This is a genomic window from Roseivivax halodurans JCM 10272 (genome assembly GCF_000521785.1).
GTDB lineage: Bacteria > Pseudomonadota > Alphaproteobacteria > Rhodobacterales > Rhodobacteraceae > Roseivivax > Roseivivax halodurans.
On sequence record NZ_JALZ01000001.1, the window covers coordinates 419397 to 435096 of the forward strand.

Consider the following 15700-nt stretch of genomic DNA (forward strand, 5'->3'; position numbering starts at 1 on the left):
TGATCGACACGGGGGCTGGGCGGAGCGCCGTCCCTCGTCTAAAGTGCCCAAAAAATCGACCGACAGCGAGGGACCATGACCAGATCGATGCGCCTCATCTGCGCGGTGGCGGGATTATGCACGCTGCTGCCGCTGACCGCCTATGCCGAAGTGCTCTCCTCGTCGGGGCGGGCGCGGCTCTTCTCCTCCCAGACCCGGGTCCTCGACAGCCGCGCGGCCCAGCAATACAACAATTCGGTCCGGCTCCAGCCGCCGCGGGTCGAGACGCCCACGAAATGGGGCGACGCCGGCACCGCCCCGGCCTATGCGGGCCGCTACAAGGGCGAGCTTCTGCCCGTCGCCCGTCAGGCCGCGCGCCGGCACGGCATCCCCGAGGATCTCTTCCTGCGCCTCGTGCAGCAGGAATCGGGCTGGAACCCGCGGGCGCGCTCGCACAAGGGCGCCCTCGGCCTCGCGCAGCTCATGCCCGCCACCGCCCGCGCGCTCCGCGTCGATCCGCACGATCCCGCGCAGAATCTCGAGGGCGGCGCGCGCTACCTCAAGGCGCAATATGTCGAGTTCCAGTCCTGGCGTCTCGCCCTCGCGGCCTACAACGCCGGCCCGGGCGCGGTGCAGAAATACGGCGGCGTGCCGCCCTATGCAGAGACCATGAACTACGTAAAGGTGATCTGGGGCCAGTGAGGTCCCGTCACTCCGCGAGCCCCAGCGCGTAGAGGTGGATCGCAAAGCTCGGATGCATCTCCGCGCCGACCACCTCGGGGCGGTAGTGCCGCACCAGCGACCGCCAGTAGGGCTGCACGATCACCGCATCCTCGCGCAGCATCGTCTCGAGCTCCACCATGACCGCGACGCGCTCTTCGGCATCCGCGATGGTCAGCGCCCGGTCGAGCGCCGCGTCGAAATCGGGATTGGCATAGCCCGTCTCGTTCCAGACCGCGCCCGAGCGATAGGCGAGCGCCATGATCTGCACCCCGAGCGGCCGGTGGTACCATTCCGTGATCGAGAGCGGAAAGCTCTTCCATTCCGACCAGAAACGCGAGCCGGGCAGGGCGGTATGCGTCGCCCTGATCCCCGCATCGAGCAGCAGCGCCTCGATCGCCGCGCCGGTGCGGCGCGTCACACCGTCGTCCAGCGTGATGATCTCGTGCTCGAAATCCTGCAGACCTGCCTTGATCAGCGTCGCGCGGGCCTGCACGGGATCGAAATCCGACGGGCCGATATCGGCATAATCGGGCTGGATCGGCGCGACGTGGTGGTTTGCCGCCACCTCGCCGAAACCGTCATAGCCGAGCTCGAGGCACACCGCGTTGTCGACGGCGAGTGCCAGCGCGGCCCGAACGTCGCGATCGGCATAGGGCGTCCTGCCGTTCACTTCGGCCGTCTGGTTGCCGCGCAGCACCACCGTCGCCGCGGTCGTGACTTCCGAATGCGTCCAGCCGAGCGCCTCGGCCTCCTCGATGAACCGCCCCACGTTCTCGTAGAGCATGTCGATGCGGTCGTCCTCGATCGCCCGGACCCAGGTGGCGGGATCGGTCCCGAGATCGACGAACTCGATCCGGTCGAGCGTCGCGGGCCCCCATCCGGGCAGATCCTCGCCCCACCAGACGTGCCCCTCGGCGCGCACCAGCACCGCCGCCTCGCCGGGCGTCAGGCTCTCGGGCACATAGGGACCGGTGCCCTTGGGCGCCTCCAGCATGGTCTCCGGGTCGAACTCCGCCGGCACCACCGCCGCCGGGTAGTCGGCGAGCGAGACCATCAGCGTCGCGTCGGGCCGGCGCAGCCTCAGCCGCACGGCCCCCTCCTCGATGGTCACCGCATCCTCGGCGAGCCGGTTGGTCTCGGGATCCTTCAGCGACGACAGGCTTGCCGCCATCACGTTGCCCTCGACGCTGCCGTCGCACCAGTAATCGAACATCCGCGCGACGTCCTCCGCTCCGAAGGCCGTCCCGTCGTTCCACGTCACCCCCTCGCGCGGCACGAGGACATACTCGCTCGCATCCTCGTTGACCTGCCAGTCCGAGAGCAGCATGCCCCGCAGCGTGCCGTCCGCCTGGTATTCGACGAGATACTCGAGCCAGCCGCGCGCGACATTGGCGATCTCCGGCCAGTCGAAGGTGCGCGGATCCTTGAGCGGACGCACGTCCTGCTGGATGCGCAGCGTGCCGCCGGACCGGCGGGCAGAGGTCTCCTGCGCGGCCGCCGGCAGAAAGCCGGCCGCATAGGCCGCCGAGACCGACACGCCAAGCGCCGTCGCCCGCGTCAGGAACTCGCGGCGCGACAGCTCTCCGGCGCGGACCTCGCGGGCCAGACCGGGCAGGGCGGGGTGCACGCGGCCGCGCGGCCTCACGCGCGGCGGCCCGCGACGGCCGAGGTCTGAGGCGCGCGCCCCGTCGCGCGGGCCCGCAGCGCCGAGGGCGCGGCCCCGGTATGAGCCTCGATGAAGCGCGAGAAATAGGCCGCGCTGTTGAAGCCGAGCGCCTCCGCGACCTCGCCGATGGGCGGTTCGGGATCGGTCAGCCGCGAGCGCGCCTCGTGGATCACCCGGTCCATCAGCATCTCAGAGGCCGTCAATCCGCAGGCGGCCTTGGCGGTGCGCGTCAGATGCGTCGGCGTGACGTCGAGCATCTGCGCGTAATCGGCAAGCATGAGGTTCGACCGGAAATGTTCGACCAGGAGCCTCGAATACCGCCGCACCAGCCTCTCGGCCTCGGTCTCGCGCGGGGCATCGACGATCCCGTCGGTCTTCTGCCGCTCGAGCCAGACCGCGACCAGCGTCAGATGCGCCGCGAGCGCGTCCTGCACGAAGGCCCGCCCGCCGCGGATCTCGCGCTGCATCGCCTCGATCTCGGCGGTGAGCTCGGCCTGCGCCATCGCGTCCCGCGGCCGCAGGTGCAGCGGCTCGGAGGGCAGCCGGTCCGTCAGCCCCTTCGGCGCCTGGATCACCTGCGCGAAGCCCTGCGAGCCGAGCTCGACCGACATCAGCGTGCCTGCCGGGAGGAACACCGCGTTGTTGGTCCCGAGGCCGCGCCGCACCCCGTTGATGACGATCCGCCCCTGACCGCGCGTCACCCAGAGCAGCAGATCGTCGTTGCGGTCGTGCAGCCGCTCCATGCGCCACGGCTCGCCGCCGGTGACCTGCACGAACGGCTGGCACCGAATCGAGCGCGCGTCGGGGACGGCCTCGTGGATTCGCGAGGGTGTCTTCAGAAAGGCTGGTCCGGTCATGATCAGGCGGCCTCCTCGGCCGGGCTGAGGGTGTGCCATTGGCGCATTCTGGAGCGGAACCAGGTGCGCTGACGTTTCGCGAATTGACGCGTTAGCGTTACCGCGCGCGAGGCGGCGGCGTCGAGGGGCATTTCTCCCCTCACGTGTGCGACGAGTTCCGAGGCCCCGATCGCCTTGGCCGAGGGCAGCGTCTCGGAGAATCCCGCCGCATTGGCGCGGGCCTCGTCGAGCGCGCCCTCCGCGAGCATGGCCGCGAAGCGCCGCTCGATCCGCCCGTCGAGCCAGTCCTTCGGCGCGTCGATGACGAAGGCCTGCGCATCCGCCAGCGGCAGCCGGGGCGGCGGCGTTGCGTCCTGCCACGACGCAAGACCCCGCCCGGTCATGTGCTGCACCTCCCAGGCGCGCTGCACGCGCATCGGGTTGAGCGGATCGATCCGCGCCCGCGTCTGCCCGTCGAGCTCCGCGAGCATCGCCTCGCGTTCTCCGGCGGCGATCCGCGCGTCTGCCTCCGCGCGGGTTGCGGGATCCGTCTCGGGGATCTCCGCAAGCCCCTCGGTCAGCGCGCTGAAATAGAGGCCCGTACCGCCGACGATGATCGGCCGCTCGGACCCTGCGAGGATCGGCTCCAGATCGCGCAGCCAGCGTCCGACCGAATAGGGCGTGTCGCCCGGGACATGGCCGTAAAGCGCATGGGGCGCGCGCGCTTCCTCGGCCACCGAGGGCCGCGCGGTCAGTACCCGCCAGTCGCTGAAGACCTGGATCGCGTCCGCATTGACCACGACCCCGCCCTGCGCCTCGGCGATCCGCAGCGCGAGCCCGGACTTGCCGCTGGCCGTCGGGCCGGCGATCAGCACCGGCAGATCGGGCGCAATCGTGTCGAGGTCGAGCATCGGGCTCCTTTGCGCGCGGGCAGGTCGGTCCGCTGTTCTGCAGTCTTCGGCCGAGCATCCGAACCCCGCCGCAACCCGGCATTGTCCCCGCACGGTTTTTCATACATCAGTGGGGGGAATCTAGACTGCCGCCGGGCGGTGGTGCAACACGGGGTCTCCCGTATGCGCCGCGTGTCGCCGATGCTCCGCTTCGGTTGCCCGTTCCGGGGGCACCCTATACAATCCCGGCCGCCCCGCGATATGGTCCCCGCGACAAGGGCGCGGCCCGGCAAAGGACGACAGAGACAAGATGGCAGACGACTTCGAACTCGACACCGACGACCTCGAGCGCCGCATGGAAGGCGCCATGAGCAACCTGCGGACGGAGTTCGCGTCGCTCCGCACGGGCCGGGCGTCCTCCTCGATGCTCGAGCCGGTGCAGGTCGAGGCCTACGGACAGATGACCCCGATCAACCAGGTCGGCACGGTGAACGTGCCCGAGCCGCGGATGGTCACGATCAACGTCTGGGACAAGAGCCTCGTCAACAAGGTCGAGAAGGCGATCCGCGACAGCGGCCTCGGGATCAACCCGCAGATGAACGGCACGATCATCATGCTGCCGATCCCTGAGCTCAACGAGGAGCGCCGCCGCGAGCTCGGCAAGGTCGCCGGCCAATACGCCGAAGGCGCCCGCGTGGCGATCCGCAATGTCCGCCAGGACGGCATGCAGACGCTGAAGCGGAACAAGGACAACATGTCGGAAGACGACCAGAAGTTCTGGGAGAACGAGGTCCAGACCTTGACCGACACGTATATCTCGAAGGTCGACAAGGCGCTCGAGACCAAGCAAGAAGAGATCATGCAGGTCTGAACCTGTCGCCCGGCTCGGGCGCGAAGGAGGCACTCTATGGCCAAACCGATCGGCGAGTGCGGCGGCCCGCGCCACGTGGCGATCATCATGGACGGCAACGGTCGCTGGGCGCAGGGCCGCGGCCGTCCGCGTCTCTTCGGTCACCAGGCCGGCGCGCGCCGCGTGCGCGAGATCGTCGAGGCGTGTCCCGATGCGGGCGTGAAATACCTCACGATCTTCGCCTTCTCGACCGAGAACTGGAAACGCACCCAGTCCGAGGTCGCCGGCCTGATGAGCCTCTTCCGCCGCTACATCACCAAGGAGGCGCGCAGCCTGCGGGCCGAGAACGTGCGCGTGCGCTTCATCGGCGACCGCCACAAGCTCGACGACAAACTGCGTCTGCTGATGGACGAGCTCGAGAAGATGACCGCGCATTGTACCGGCGTGAACCTCACCATCGCGCTCAATTACGGCGGCCGCGACGAGGTCGCCCGCGCCACCAAGCGCCTGGCCGAAGATGTCGCCGCCGGCCGTCTCGAACCCGCCGATATCGGCGAGGAGACGCTCCCGCGCTATCTCGACACCTGCCTGCTTCCCGATCCCGACCTCGTGATCCGCACCAGCGGCGAGGCGCGGATCTCGAACTTCCTGCTCTGGCAGTCGGCCTATGCCGAATACGAATTCGTCGACACGCTCTGGCCCGATTTCTGCGCCGAGGAATTCGCGCAGCTGACGGCCGGTTTCGGGGGCCGCGAACGGCGGTTCGGCGCCGTCCCGGCATGAGCATCAAGTCGAAGTGGGACGATCTGGGCGAACGCTTCCTCTCCGCGGCGCTCATGGTGGGGATCGGCATCGCCGGCGTATGGGCCGGCGGCATCGTCTTCCATGCCCTCGTGGCGCTGATCTGCGGCGTCATGGTCTGGGAACTGGTGTCGATGCTCGACGCCAAGCGCGACCGCTCGCCTTACGTGCTCGGCCTCACCGCCGGCATCGCCATGCTCATCGCCTCCGAGGTGCCGCCGGCCTTCGCGCTTCCGCTCGTCGTCGCGCCCTCCATGCTCGGCCTCGGCCAGATGGAGCGGGGCGGCGTGACCTACGCAAGCTTCGCGGTGCTCATCCTGCTCGCCGGGTTCGGCCTCATCGTGCTGCGCGACCGCTACGGCATCGAATGGCTGATCTGGGTGATCCTCGTCGTCGTAACCACTGATATCGCTGGATATTTCTGCGGACGCATCATCGGCGGAAAACTCCTCTGGCCCCGCGTCAGTCCCAAGAAGACTTGGGCCGGCGCGGTCGGAGGCTGGGTGGCCGCGCTTCTGGTCGGGGCCTGCTTCATGGCCTTCACCCGCGCCGACGCCGCCATCCTCGGCCTGTCGCTCTCGGCCTCGATGGCGAGCCAGATCGGCGACATCGCCGAAAGCGCCATCAAGCGCCGGGCAGGGGTCAAGGACAGCTCGACCCTGATCCCCGGCCATGGCGGCCTCTTCGACCGGTTCGACGGCATGCTCGGCGCCTCGGTCTTCGTGCTCATCGCCGGCCAGCTCGTCGGCTTCCCGCCGGGCATCCCGGGGGTCTTCTAGTGTCCGCGACGCGGCGCGTATCCATCTTCGGCGCAACGGGATCGATCGGGCAGAACACCATCGACCTGATCCGCCGCGACCCGCACGCCTACGAGGTCGTCGCGCTGACCGGCGGGCGCAATGTCGGCCGTCTCGCCGCCGACGCGGCCGAACTCGGCGCCGAAATCGCCGTCACCTGCCACGACGAGGAACTGCCCGCCCTCCGCGCCGCGCTCGCCGGAAGCGGCGTCGAGGCCGCCTCGGGCGACGCCGCGATGATCGAGGCCGCCTCCCGCCCCGCCGACTGGGTCATGTCCGCCATCGTCGGCGCCGCGGGGCTCGCGCCGGGGCTGAAAGCGCTCGAGACCGGCGCGACGCTCGCGCTCGCCAACAAGGAAAGCATGGTCTGCGCCGGCCCGCTGATGCTCGCGGCGGCCAAGCGGCACGGCGGCACCATCCTGCCCGTCGACAGCGAGCATTCCGCCGTCTTCCAGGCGCTCCTCGGCGAGGACATCTCGGCCGTCGAGCGGGTCATCATCACCGCCTCGGGCGGCGCCTTCCGCGACTGGCCGCTCGAGAAGCTGGCCACCGCGACTCCCGAAGAGGCCGCCACCCATCCCAACTGGGACATGGGCCAGCGCATCACCATCGACAGCGCGTCGATGTTCAACAAGGCGCTGGAGCTCATTGAAACGAAAGAGTTCTTCAGGATCGCGCCGGACCGGATCGAGACCGTCGTTCATCCCGAGAGCCTGATTCACGCCCTCGTCGGCTTCACCGACGGCGCGCTCATGGCCCATGTGGGCCCGCCCGACATGCGCCATGCCATCGGCTTCGCGCTGCACCACCCGCACCGCAAGCCGCTGCCCGTGCAGCGCCTCGACCTCGCCGCCATCGGCCAGCTGACCTTCCGGCCCGCGGACGAGACCCGCTGGCCCGCCCTGCGCCTCGCCCGCGAGGTCATGGTAGCGGGCGGGCTTTCGGGCGCCATCTTCAATGCCGCAAAGGAGCGCGCGCTCGACGCCTTCATCGCGCGCCGGATCGGCTTCCTGCAGATGACCGATGTGGTGGCCGAGACGCTCGACAGGCTGTCGGCCGAAGTGGGACTTAATGACGCCGTGATCGACCTTGATACGGTCATGCAAGCAGACCATCTCGCACGGAAAGCTGCGGACGAGATCATAGGACATCAGGGAGCGGATCTTTGGACATCGTGACGTGGCTGCCGCAGTTCGGCGGATTCCTCTGGACGCTTCTGGCCTTCGTCGTCGCGCTCTCGATCATCGTCGCGATCCATGAATACGGTCATTACATCGTCGGCCGCTGGTCCGGCATCCACGCCGAGGTCTTCAGCCTCGGCTTCGGACCCGTCCTGCTGAAGCGCACCGACAGGCGGGGCACGCAATGGCAATTCGCGCTCTTCCCCCTCGGCGGCTACGTCAAATTCAAGGGCGACGCGAATCCCTCGGGCGGCGCCGACGAGGACGCCCTGCGCGGCCTCTCGGCCGACGAGCGGCGCAGCACCATGACCGGCGCGCCCCTCTGGGCCCGCGCCGCCACCGTCGCCGCCGGACCGCTCTTCAACTTCGCGCTCTCGATCATCGTCTTCACCGGCATCTTCATGCTGCGCGGCACCACCGCCGAACCGCTCGCCGTCGGCGATCTCTACGAGCTGCCGATGACGCAGGAGCTGCGCATCGGCGACGAGCTCGTCGCCATCGAGGGCGAGGATGTGCCGCCCTTCGAGAGCGGCCGCTTCGGCGAATTTCTCGACGCGCTCCCGGTCGAGGAGACGCTCGACTATACCGTGCGGAGGAACGGCTCCGAAGAAATCGTGCAGGGACCCTACGTGCAGCTTCCGCTCGCCACCGAGGTCCTTCCGCTCTCCGCGGCGTCCGATGCCGGGCTCGAAAGTGGCGACGTCATCCAGGCGGTGAACGGGCAGGGGATCGTCGCCTTCGACGAGCTGCGCGAGATCGTCGAAAGCTCCGAGGGCGCGCCGCTCGACCTGACCGTCTGGCGCGAGGGCGAGACGCTCGACCTCACGCTCGAGCCGCGCCGCGTGGACGAGCCGCAGCCCGGCGGCTCCTTCCGCACCGTCTACCGCATCGGCGTCGCGGGCGGCATGTTCTTCCAGCCCGCCACCGTCACCCCGGGCCCGTTCGAGGCCTTCGGCGCCGGCGTCGCGCAGACCGGAGAGATCATGCGCGGCTCGATCTCGGGCCTCTGGCACATGATCACCGGCGCCATCTCCACCTGCAACCTCTCGGGCCCCATCGGCATCGCCGAGACGAGCGGCGCGATGGCGAGCCAGGGCACGCAGAGCTTCATCTGGTTCATCGCCGTCCTCTCGACCGCGGTCGGCCTTCTGAACCTCTTCCCGGTTCCGGTCCTCGACGGCGGCCACCTCGTTTTCTACGCCTACGAGGCGGTCTCGGGCCGCCCGCCCTCCGACAAGGCGCTGCGGGTCCTGATGTCGCTCGGCCTGACGCTGGTTCTCGGCCTCATGGTCTTCGCGCTCACCAACGACATCTTCTGCCCCTGACGGCGCCACGAAAGCGCCGCCCCACCGTCCGGTTTCGGCCGCCTTCGCGGAGCAATCTTCCGCGTGGATGCGGGGCCGGACACGGGGACAGACATGCAGGTGATCTTGGGGGGATATCGCGGATTGCGCGCGATCTGCCGCCTCGGCATCGACGGAATGCTGACGGTGGCCGTCATCGCCGGGGCCCTCGCGATCGGCGCCACGATCCTCGCCGGCTGAGCGCCGATCCGGGCGCCTCTGTGCGGCCCGGGAAACACGTCTGAAAACCCTGTCTTTTGGTGTTTTGACAAGGTCCGGAAGTCCCGATACTGAACTCAATTGAGGGATATCGACGGGACAGGCGGCATGATCGAGAACAATAACGCTCGCCGCACGGGCAACAGGCTCGCGCATCTGAAACTGGCTTCCGGCGCGGCGGCGCTGGCGCTCGCGCTCTCGGCGGTTCCGGTCTCGCTGCCGAGCCCCGCCTTCGCGCAGAGCTACACCTTCACCGACGTCGCGATCGAGGGCAACCGCCGGGTCGAACCCGGCACGATCCTCAGCTACGCCGGGATCGCGCGCGGCCAGACGGTGAACGCGGCCGAGCTCAACGAAGCCTACCAGCGCATCCAGGGCTCGGGCCTCTTCGAGGAGGTCGAGATCGTCCCGCAGGGCGGCACGCTGCTCATCCGCGTGGTCGAATTCCCGACGGTCAACCAGATCTCCATCGAGGGCAACCGCGCCATCGACGACGACGCGCTCCTGCCGCAGGTCCAGACCCAGTCCCGCCGGGTCTATTCCCCGAGCCAGGCCGAGGCCGACGCCGACGCCATCGCCGACGCTTATGTCCAGCAGGGCCGGGTCGCCGCCCGCGTCCAGCCGCGGGTCATCCGCCGCTCCGACAACCGCGTCGACCTCGTCTTCGAGGTCTTCGAGGGCGGCGTCGCCGAGGTCGAGCGCATCGGCTTCGCCGGCAACAGCCAGTATTCCGACCGGCGCCTGCGCCGGGCGATCCAGACCAAGCAGGCCGGCTTCCTGCGCGCGATCATCGCGTCCGACACGTTCATCGAGGAACGCATCAACTTCGACCGCCAGGCGCTGAGCGACTTCTACGCCTCGCGCGGCTACGTCGATTTCCGCGTCACGGGCGTCAACGCCGAGCTCAGCGAGGAGCGCGACGCCTATTTCCTCACCTTCAACGTCGAGGAAGGCCAGCAATTCCGCTTCGGCGGCGTCTCGGTCTCCTCGGACCTGCCCGAGGTCAACGCGCCGCTCTTCCGCGAGGCGGTCCGCGTGCGCCCCGGCACCGTCTACTCGCCGAGCCTCGTCGAACGCGACGTCGCCCGGCTCGAACGCCTCGCCATCCGCGAGGGGCTCGACTTCATTCGGGTCGAGCCGCGCATCACCCGCAACGACCGCGACCTCAGCCTCAACGTCAATTACGTGCTGACCCGCGGCGAGCGCATCTTCGTCGAGCGCATCGACATCGAGGGCAACACCACCACGCTCGACCGCGTGGTGCGCCGCCAGTTCGACACCGTCGAGGGCGATCCGTTCAACCCGCGCGAGATCCGCGAGACCGCCGAGCGCATCCGCGCCCTCGGCTTCTTCCGCAATGCCGAGGTCAATGCCCGCGAGGGCTCGAGCCCGCAGGAGGTGATCGTCGACGTCGATGTCGAGGAGCAGCCCACCGGCTCGATCAGCTTCGGCGGCTCCTACTCGACGTCGAGCGGCTTCGGCATTCAGGTCGGTTTCTCCGAGCGCAACTTCCTCGGCCGCGGCCAGCAGCTCGCCTTCCAGGTCTCCACCGGCGTCTCCAACCAGCGCTACTCGTTCAACTTCACCGAACCGGCGCTCCTTGGCCGCGATCTCGCCTTCGGGCTCGATCTCAGCTACGCCGAGACCAACCGCGACAATTCCGAGTACAACACCGCGATCGGCACCTTCTCGCCCTCGCTGACCTTCCCGATCGCCGAGAACGCCGACCTGCAGGTCCGCTACACCGCGCGCTACAACGACCTCTCGATCCCCGACGAGAGCGAGGTCGGCCAGATCGTCCGCTCCGAGGCGGCGCGCGGCGAACAGGTGGAAAGCTCCGTCGGCTACACGCTCAGCTACGACACCCGCCGCACCGGGCTCGACCCGACCGCGGGCGTGCTGCTCGAGTTCAGCCAGGATTTCGGCGGCCTCGGGGGCGACCAGCAATTCATCAAGACCGCGGCCCGCGCCTCCGCGCAGCGCCTCGTCTACAACGAGGAAGTCACGCTCCGCGCCACCGTCGAGGCGGGCGCGCTCAACTACCAGGGCGACGGCAGCCGCGTGACCGACCGCTACTTCCTCGGCACCAGCCGCATGCGCGGCTTCGAGCCGGGCGGCATCGGCCCGCGCGAATTCGACGATGGCGGCGACATCGATGACGCGCTCGGCGGCAACTACTTCGCCGTGGCGCGTTTCGAGGCCGAGTTCCCGCTCGGCCTGCCCGAGGAATACGGCATCTCCGGCGGCGTCTTCTACGACGTCGGCAACCTCTGGGGCCTCGACGAGACCAACGACAACGTTCTCTACGAGGACGGCGCGCTGCGTCAGGTCGTCGGCGTCTCGCTCTTCTGGACGACGCCCCTCGGCCCGCTGCGCTTCAACTTCTCCGAGGCCCTCCAGAAGGAGAGCGAGGACAAGGCTCAGAACTTCGAGTTCACCATCTCGACCGACTTCTGATGATCCGCGCCCGGCACCTCCTCGCGCCGGTCCTCTGTCTCGCGGCCGGCCTCGCGCCGGCCCAGCAGCAGGGGCCGACGCGCGGGGCCATGCCTCCGCTCACCGGCGGCGAGCCCGTGGGCCGGGCCGTGCCCGGCGCCATCCTCACCGTCGAGATCGAGCGCCTGCTTCAGGAAAGCGCCTATGGTCAGCGCGTCCTTCTCGAAATCGAGAAGGAGGGCCGCGCCATCGCCGCCGAGAGCGAGCGCATCGCCGAGGAGCTCCGCCGCGAGGAGGAGGAGCTGACCGAGCGGCGCGACGGGATGGAGCCCGAAGCCTTCCGCGAGGCCGCCGACGCCTTCAACGCCAAGGTCCAGGAGCTGCGCGCCCGGCAGGACCAGAAGGCGCAGGAATTCGGCTTGCGCACCGAACAGGCGCGGCGCCAGATCATCGCCGCCGCGCGTCCGATCCTGCAGTCGATCATGGAAGACGCGGGCGGCGCGGTGCTGGTCGAGCGCCGCCAGACCCTGCTCAGCGCGGATGGCGCCGACATCACCGACGCCGCCATCGCCGAGCTCGATGCCGAGATCGGGGACGGCAGCGACCTCACCCTTCCGGACCCGGGCCCCGCGGACGAGGACGCCATGCCCTCCGCAGAGGACCCGGGCGTCCCGATCCTGCCGCAGAGCCCCGGCACCGAGTAGCGCGCTTGTTCACGGCGCCCGGCATTGCTAGGGCTTTGGCGGAATTCATCCCGAAGGACCGCCCATGACCGATACGCTAGCCAGTGCCGACATCCAGCTCATCCAGCGGATCCTTCCGCATCGCTACCCGTTCCTGCTCGTGGACCGGGTCGAGGAGATCGACGGCACGGCACGCGCGGTCGGCATCAAGAACGTCACCATGAACGAGCCGCACTTCCAGGGACACTTCCCGGGCCTGCCGATCATGCCCGGCGTCACCATCGTCGAGGCAATGGCCCAGACCTCCGCCGTGATGGTCGGCGTGACCATGGAGCTCGCCGACAAGGGGGTGCTCATCTACTTCATGGGCATCGACAACTGCAAGTTCCGCCGCAAGGTCGTCCCCGGCGACCAGCTGCGCATGACGCTCGAGACCGTCCGCGGCAAGCCCGGCGGCAAGGTCTGGAAATTCTCGGGCCGCGCCGAGGTGGACGGAGAGATGGCCTGCGAGGCGGAATTCACCGCCATGATGGATCTCAAGGCGTGAGCACCGCTCCAGTCATCCACCCAAGCGCGGTGGTCGAGGACGGCGCCGTGATCGGCCCCGGCTGCGAGATCGGCCCGTTCTGCCATATCGGCCCGCAGGTGCGCCTCGGCGAGGGCTGCATTCTGAAAAGCCACGTCGTCGTCACCGGCGACACCGAGATCGGCGAGGGGACGATGATCTTCTCCTTCGCCGTCATCGGCGAGGTGCCGCAGGACCTCAAGTTCCGCGGCGAGAAGACCCGCCTCGTGATCGGCAAGCGCAACCGCATCCGCGAGCACGTGACGATGAATTGCGGCACCGAGGGTGGCGGCGGCCTCACCTCGGTCGGCGACGACGGGCTCTTCATGGCAGGCTGTCACGTCGCGCACGACGTGCGCATCGGCAACCACGTCATTCTCGTCAACAACTCCGCCGTCGCCGGCCATTGCGTGCTCGAGGACGAGGTGATCGTCGGCGGCCTCTCGGGCGTGCACCAATGGGTGCGGATCGGCCGCGGCGCGATCATCGGCGCGGTCACCATGGTCACCAACGACGTCATCCCCTTCGGCCTCGTGCAGGCCCCCCGCGGCAAGCTCGACGGGCTCAACCTCGTCGGCCTCAAGCGCCGCGGCGTCTCCCGCGCCGACATCACCGCGCTCCGCGCCGCGTTCCAGATGCTCGCGCAGGGCGAGGGCGCCTTCGCCGACCGCGCCCGCCGCCTCGGCGACGAGACCCAGAGCGATTACGTCCGCGAGATCGTGGCCTTCGTTCTCGCCGGCAGCGACCGCCATTTCCTGACCCCGGGCTGAGGCGGGCCATGCTCGCGCTCATCGCCGGACGGGGCCGCCTGCCGCGCGCGGTGGCCGAGGCCCAGCCCGAGCCGCCGCTCGTCTGCGCCCTCGACGGCCACCGGCCCGAGGGCCTGACCCCGGACCTGACCTTCCGGATCGAGCGCCTCGGCGGGCTCATGGAGACGCTTCGGCGCCGCGGCATCAGCCGGATCTGCCTTTGCGGCGGCGTCGACCGCCCGACGATCCGCCCCTCCGCCTTCGATTGGCGCACGCTTCTCCTCGTGCCGCGCATCCGCCGCGCGCTGACCCGTGGCGACGACGGCGCCCTGCGCAGCATCATCGCGCTCTTCGAGGAGCGCGGCTTCACCGTGATCGCCGCCCACGAGGCCGCACCGGACCTCCTTCCGCCCGCAGGCGCGCCCACCACGGTACAACCCGACGCCCGGGCCGAGGCACGCCTCGGCGACGGCGTGATCGCCGAGATGGGCCGCGCCGATCTCGGCCAGGCCTGCGTTATCCTCGGCGGCGGCGTCATCGCCCGCGAGGACGACAGCGGCACCGACGCCATGCTGCGAGGCCTCGGGCCGGACGCACGCGGCGGCGTGCTCTACAAGGCCCCCAAACCCGATCAGGACCGGCGCGCCGACCTGCCCACCATCGGCCCCGAGACGGCGTCCGGCGCGATCCGCGCCGGCCTCCGCGGCATCGTGATCGAGGCGGGCGGCGTCATCGTGCTCGACCGCGCCGAGGTCATCCGGCGCCTCGACCAGGCAGGCCTCTGGCTCTGGGTGCGCAAAAGGACATCGGAATGAAGGTCTTCATCACCGCGGGCGAGCCCTCCGGCGACCGCCTCGGCGCCGCGCTCATGGCCGGCCTCAAGGCGCAGGCCGGCGAGGAGATCACCTTCACCGGCATCGGCGGCCCGCTGATGGAGGCGGAGGGCCTCAACTCGATCTTCCCCATGGACGAGATCTCGATCATGGGCATCGGCGAGATCCTCTCGCAATATCGCTCGCTCAAGCGCCGTATCCGCCAGACCTCCGAGGCCGCCATCGCGGACGCCCCCGACGTCGTGATCACCGTCGACCTGCCGGAATTCTCGCTCCGCGTCGCCGCGCAGATCAAGGAGAAGGCGCCGCAGCTGCGCATCGTGCATTACGTCGCGCCCACCGTCTGGGCCTGGCGCCCCGGCCGCGCCGCCAAGATGGCGCCGCATATCGACCAGGTGCTCGCGCTCCTGCCGTTCGAGCCGCCCTACATGGAAGCCGCCGGCATGCGCTGCGACTTCGTCGGTCATCCCGTCGTCAGCGAGCCGGTCGCAGGCCCCGAGGCGATCCGCGCCTTCCGCGAGAGCCACGGCATTGGCGACGCGCCCCTCGCGCTGATCCTGCCGGGGTCGCGCCGCGGCGAGGTCGCCCGCCTCGGCCCGGTCTTCGGCGAGGTCGCCCGCCGCGTCCACGCCGCCCGTCCCGAGATCCGCTTCGTCATCCCCGCCGCGCCCGCTGTGGCTCAAACCGTGGCGGATCTCGCCGCAGGCTGGCCCGGCGATCCGGTCGTCCTCGACCCGCGCGCGCTCGGCGATGCGGCGCTCGACACCAAGCGCGCCGCCTTCGGCGCCGCCGACGTCGCGCTCGCCGCCTCGGGCACCGTCTCGCTCGAACTCGCCGCCGCCGCGACGCCGATGGTCATCGCCTACGACATGAGTTGGCTCTCGCGCCAGATCATCGGCCGGCTCCTGCGCACCGACACCGTCACGCTCGTGAACCTCGTCGCCGAAAGCCGCACGATCCCGGAATTCATCGGCAAGTCCTGCCGCCCCGATCGCATCGCGCCCGCGCTCCTGTCGGTGCTGGGCGCGCCCGAACGTCAGGCGCAGGCGATGGAGCTCACCATGCAGCGTCTCGGCCGCGACGGCCCGGCGCAGGGCGACCGCGCCGCCGCCGCCGTGCTCGACGGCCTCAAGACCCGCCCATAGAAAA

16 protein-coding genes are annotated in these 15700 nt (G+C 69.6%); 13 read left to right on the forward strand and 3 right to left on the reverse strand.

Translation table 11 applies throughout. The annotated features are described in order from the left end of the window. Window positions 1-75: 75 nt before the first annotated feature. Window positions 76-681 carry a lytic transglycosylase domain-containing protein gene (locus tag OCH239_RS01950; protein WP_084782033.1) on the forward strand — a complete coding sequence of 202 codons (606 nt, stop codon included), beginning with the start codon at window positions 76-78 and terminating at the stop codon, window positions 679-681. 7 nt (window positions 682-688) lie between these two features. Here the strand turns inward: OCH239_RS01950 and OCH239_RS01955 are convergent, their stop codons facing one another. The 3 genes from OCH239_RS01955 to miaA are packed head-to-tail and all read right to left on the reverse strand — an operon-like array spanning window position 689 to window position 4115. Further along, complete coding sequence (locus OCH239_RS01955) at window positions 689-2347, reverse strand: ABC transporter substrate-binding protein (protein ID WP_037257804.1); 1659 nt, start codon at window positions 2345-2347, stop codon at window positions 689-691. Then, complete coding sequence (locus tag OCH239_RS01960; protein ID WP_051489155.1) at window positions 2344-3225, reverse strand: helix-turn-helix domain-containing protein; 882 nt, start codon at window positions 3223-3225, stop codon at window positions 2344-2346. The genes OCH239_RS01955 and OCH239_RS01960 overlap by 4 nt, the downstream gene beginning before the upstream one ends. Window positions 3226-3227: 2 nt before the next feature. Then, window positions 3228-4115, reverse strand: a complete 888-nt coding sequence (gene miaA / locus OCH239_RS01965; RefSeq protein WP_037257807.1) for a tRNA (adenosine(37)-N6)-dimethylallyltransferase MiaA — start codon at window positions 4113-4115, stop codon at window positions 3228-3230. Window positions 4116-4404: 289 nt separating this feature from the next. Between miaA and frr the strand changes: the two genes are divergently transcribed. The 12 genes from frr (at window position 4405) to lpxB (ending at window position 15696) form a co-directional block, all read left to right on the forward strand. After that, the gene (frr, locus tag OCH239_RS01970) at window positions 4405-4965 is read left to right on the forward strand and encodes a ribosome recycling factor (RefSeq protein WP_037257810.1); all 561 of its coding nucleotides are present in this window, start codon (window positions 4405-4407) and stop codon (window positions 4963-4965) included. Window positions 4966-5001: 36 nt separating this feature from the next. Beyond that, complete coding sequence (gene uppS, locus OCH239_RS01975; RefSeq protein WP_037257814.1) at window positions 5002-5727, forward strand: polyprenyl diphosphate synthase; 726 nt, start codon at window positions 5002-5004, stop codon at window positions 5725-5727. Beyond that, the gene (locus tag OCH239_RS01980) at window positions 5724-6524 is read left to right on the forward strand and encodes a phosphatidate cytidylyltransferase (RefSeq protein ID WP_037257817.1); all 801 of its coding nucleotides are present in this window, start codon (window positions 5724-5726) and stop codon (window positions 6522-6524) included. The genes uppS and OCH239_RS01980 overlap by 4 nt, the downstream gene beginning before the upstream one ends. Beyond that, complete coding sequence (gene dxr / locus OCH239_RS01985; protein ID WP_037257820.1) at window positions 6524-7720, forward strand: 1-deoxy-D-xylulose-5-phosphate reductoisomerase; 1197 nt, start codon at window positions 6524-6526, stop codon at window positions 7718-7720. Before OCH239_RS01980 ends, dxr begins: the two co-directional genes overlap by 1 nt. Further along, window positions 7708-9048 carry an RIP metalloprotease RseP gene (gene rseP / locus OCH239_RS01990; RefSeq protein ID WP_037257823.1) on the forward strand — a complete coding sequence of 447 codons (1341 nt, stop codon included), beginning with the start codon at window positions 7708-7710 and terminating at the stop codon, window positions 9046-9048. The genes dxr and rseP overlap by 13 nt, the downstream gene beginning before the upstream one ends. 93 nt (window positions 9049-9141) lie before the next feature. After that, a complete protein-coding gene (locus tag OCH239_RS23685; protein WP_280110270.1) occupies window positions 9142-9267 on the forward strand; it encodes a hypothetical protein in 126 nt (41 codons plus the stop codon). Between the two features lie 126 nt (window positions 9268-9393). After that, window positions 9394-11742, forward strand: coding sequence for an outer membrane protein assembly factor BamA (bamA, locus tag OCH239_RS01995; protein ID WP_084782036.1), 2349 nt, complete (start codon window positions 9394-9396; stop codon window positions 11740-11742). Then, window positions 11742-12425, forward strand: a complete 684-nt coding sequence (locus OCH239_RS02000; RefSeq protein WP_084782039.1) for an OmpH/Skp family outer membrane protein — start codon at window positions 11742-11744, stop codon at window positions 12423-12425. Before bamA ends, OCH239_RS02000 begins: the two co-directional genes overlap by 1 nt. Window positions 12426-12489: 64 nt before the next feature. Next, on the forward strand, window positions 12490-12951 hold the full coding sequence (fabZ, locus tag OCH239_RS02005) for a 3-hydroxyacyl-ACP dehydratase FabZ (protein ID WP_037257827.1): 462 nt from the start codon (window positions 12490-12492) through the stop codon (window positions 12949-12951). Further along, the gene (gene lpxA, locus OCH239_RS02010; RefSeq protein ID WP_211241952.1) at window positions 12948-13739 is read left to right on the forward strand and encodes an acyl-ACP--UDP-N-acetylglucosamine O-acyltransferase; all 792 of its coding nucleotides are present in this window, start codon (window positions 12948-12950) and stop codon (window positions 13737-13739) included. The genes fabZ and lpxA overlap by 4 nt, the downstream gene beginning before the upstream one ends. A gap of 8 nt (window positions 13740-13747) precedes the next feature. Beyond that, window positions 13748-14533 carry an LpxI family protein gene (locus OCH239_RS02015; RefSeq protein WP_037257829.1) on the forward strand — a complete coding sequence of 262 codons (786 nt, stop codon included), beginning with the start codon at window positions 13748-13750 and terminating at the stop codon, window positions 14531-14533. Further along, window positions 14530-15696, forward strand: coding sequence for a lipid-A-disaccharide synthase (gene lpxB, locus OCH239_RS02020; RefSeq protein ID WP_037257832.1), 1167 nt, complete (start codon window positions 14530-14532; stop codon window positions 15694-15696). Before OCH239_RS02015 ends, lpxB begins: the two co-directional genes overlap by 4 nt. The last annotated feature ends 4 nt before the right edge of the window (window positions 15697-15700 follow it).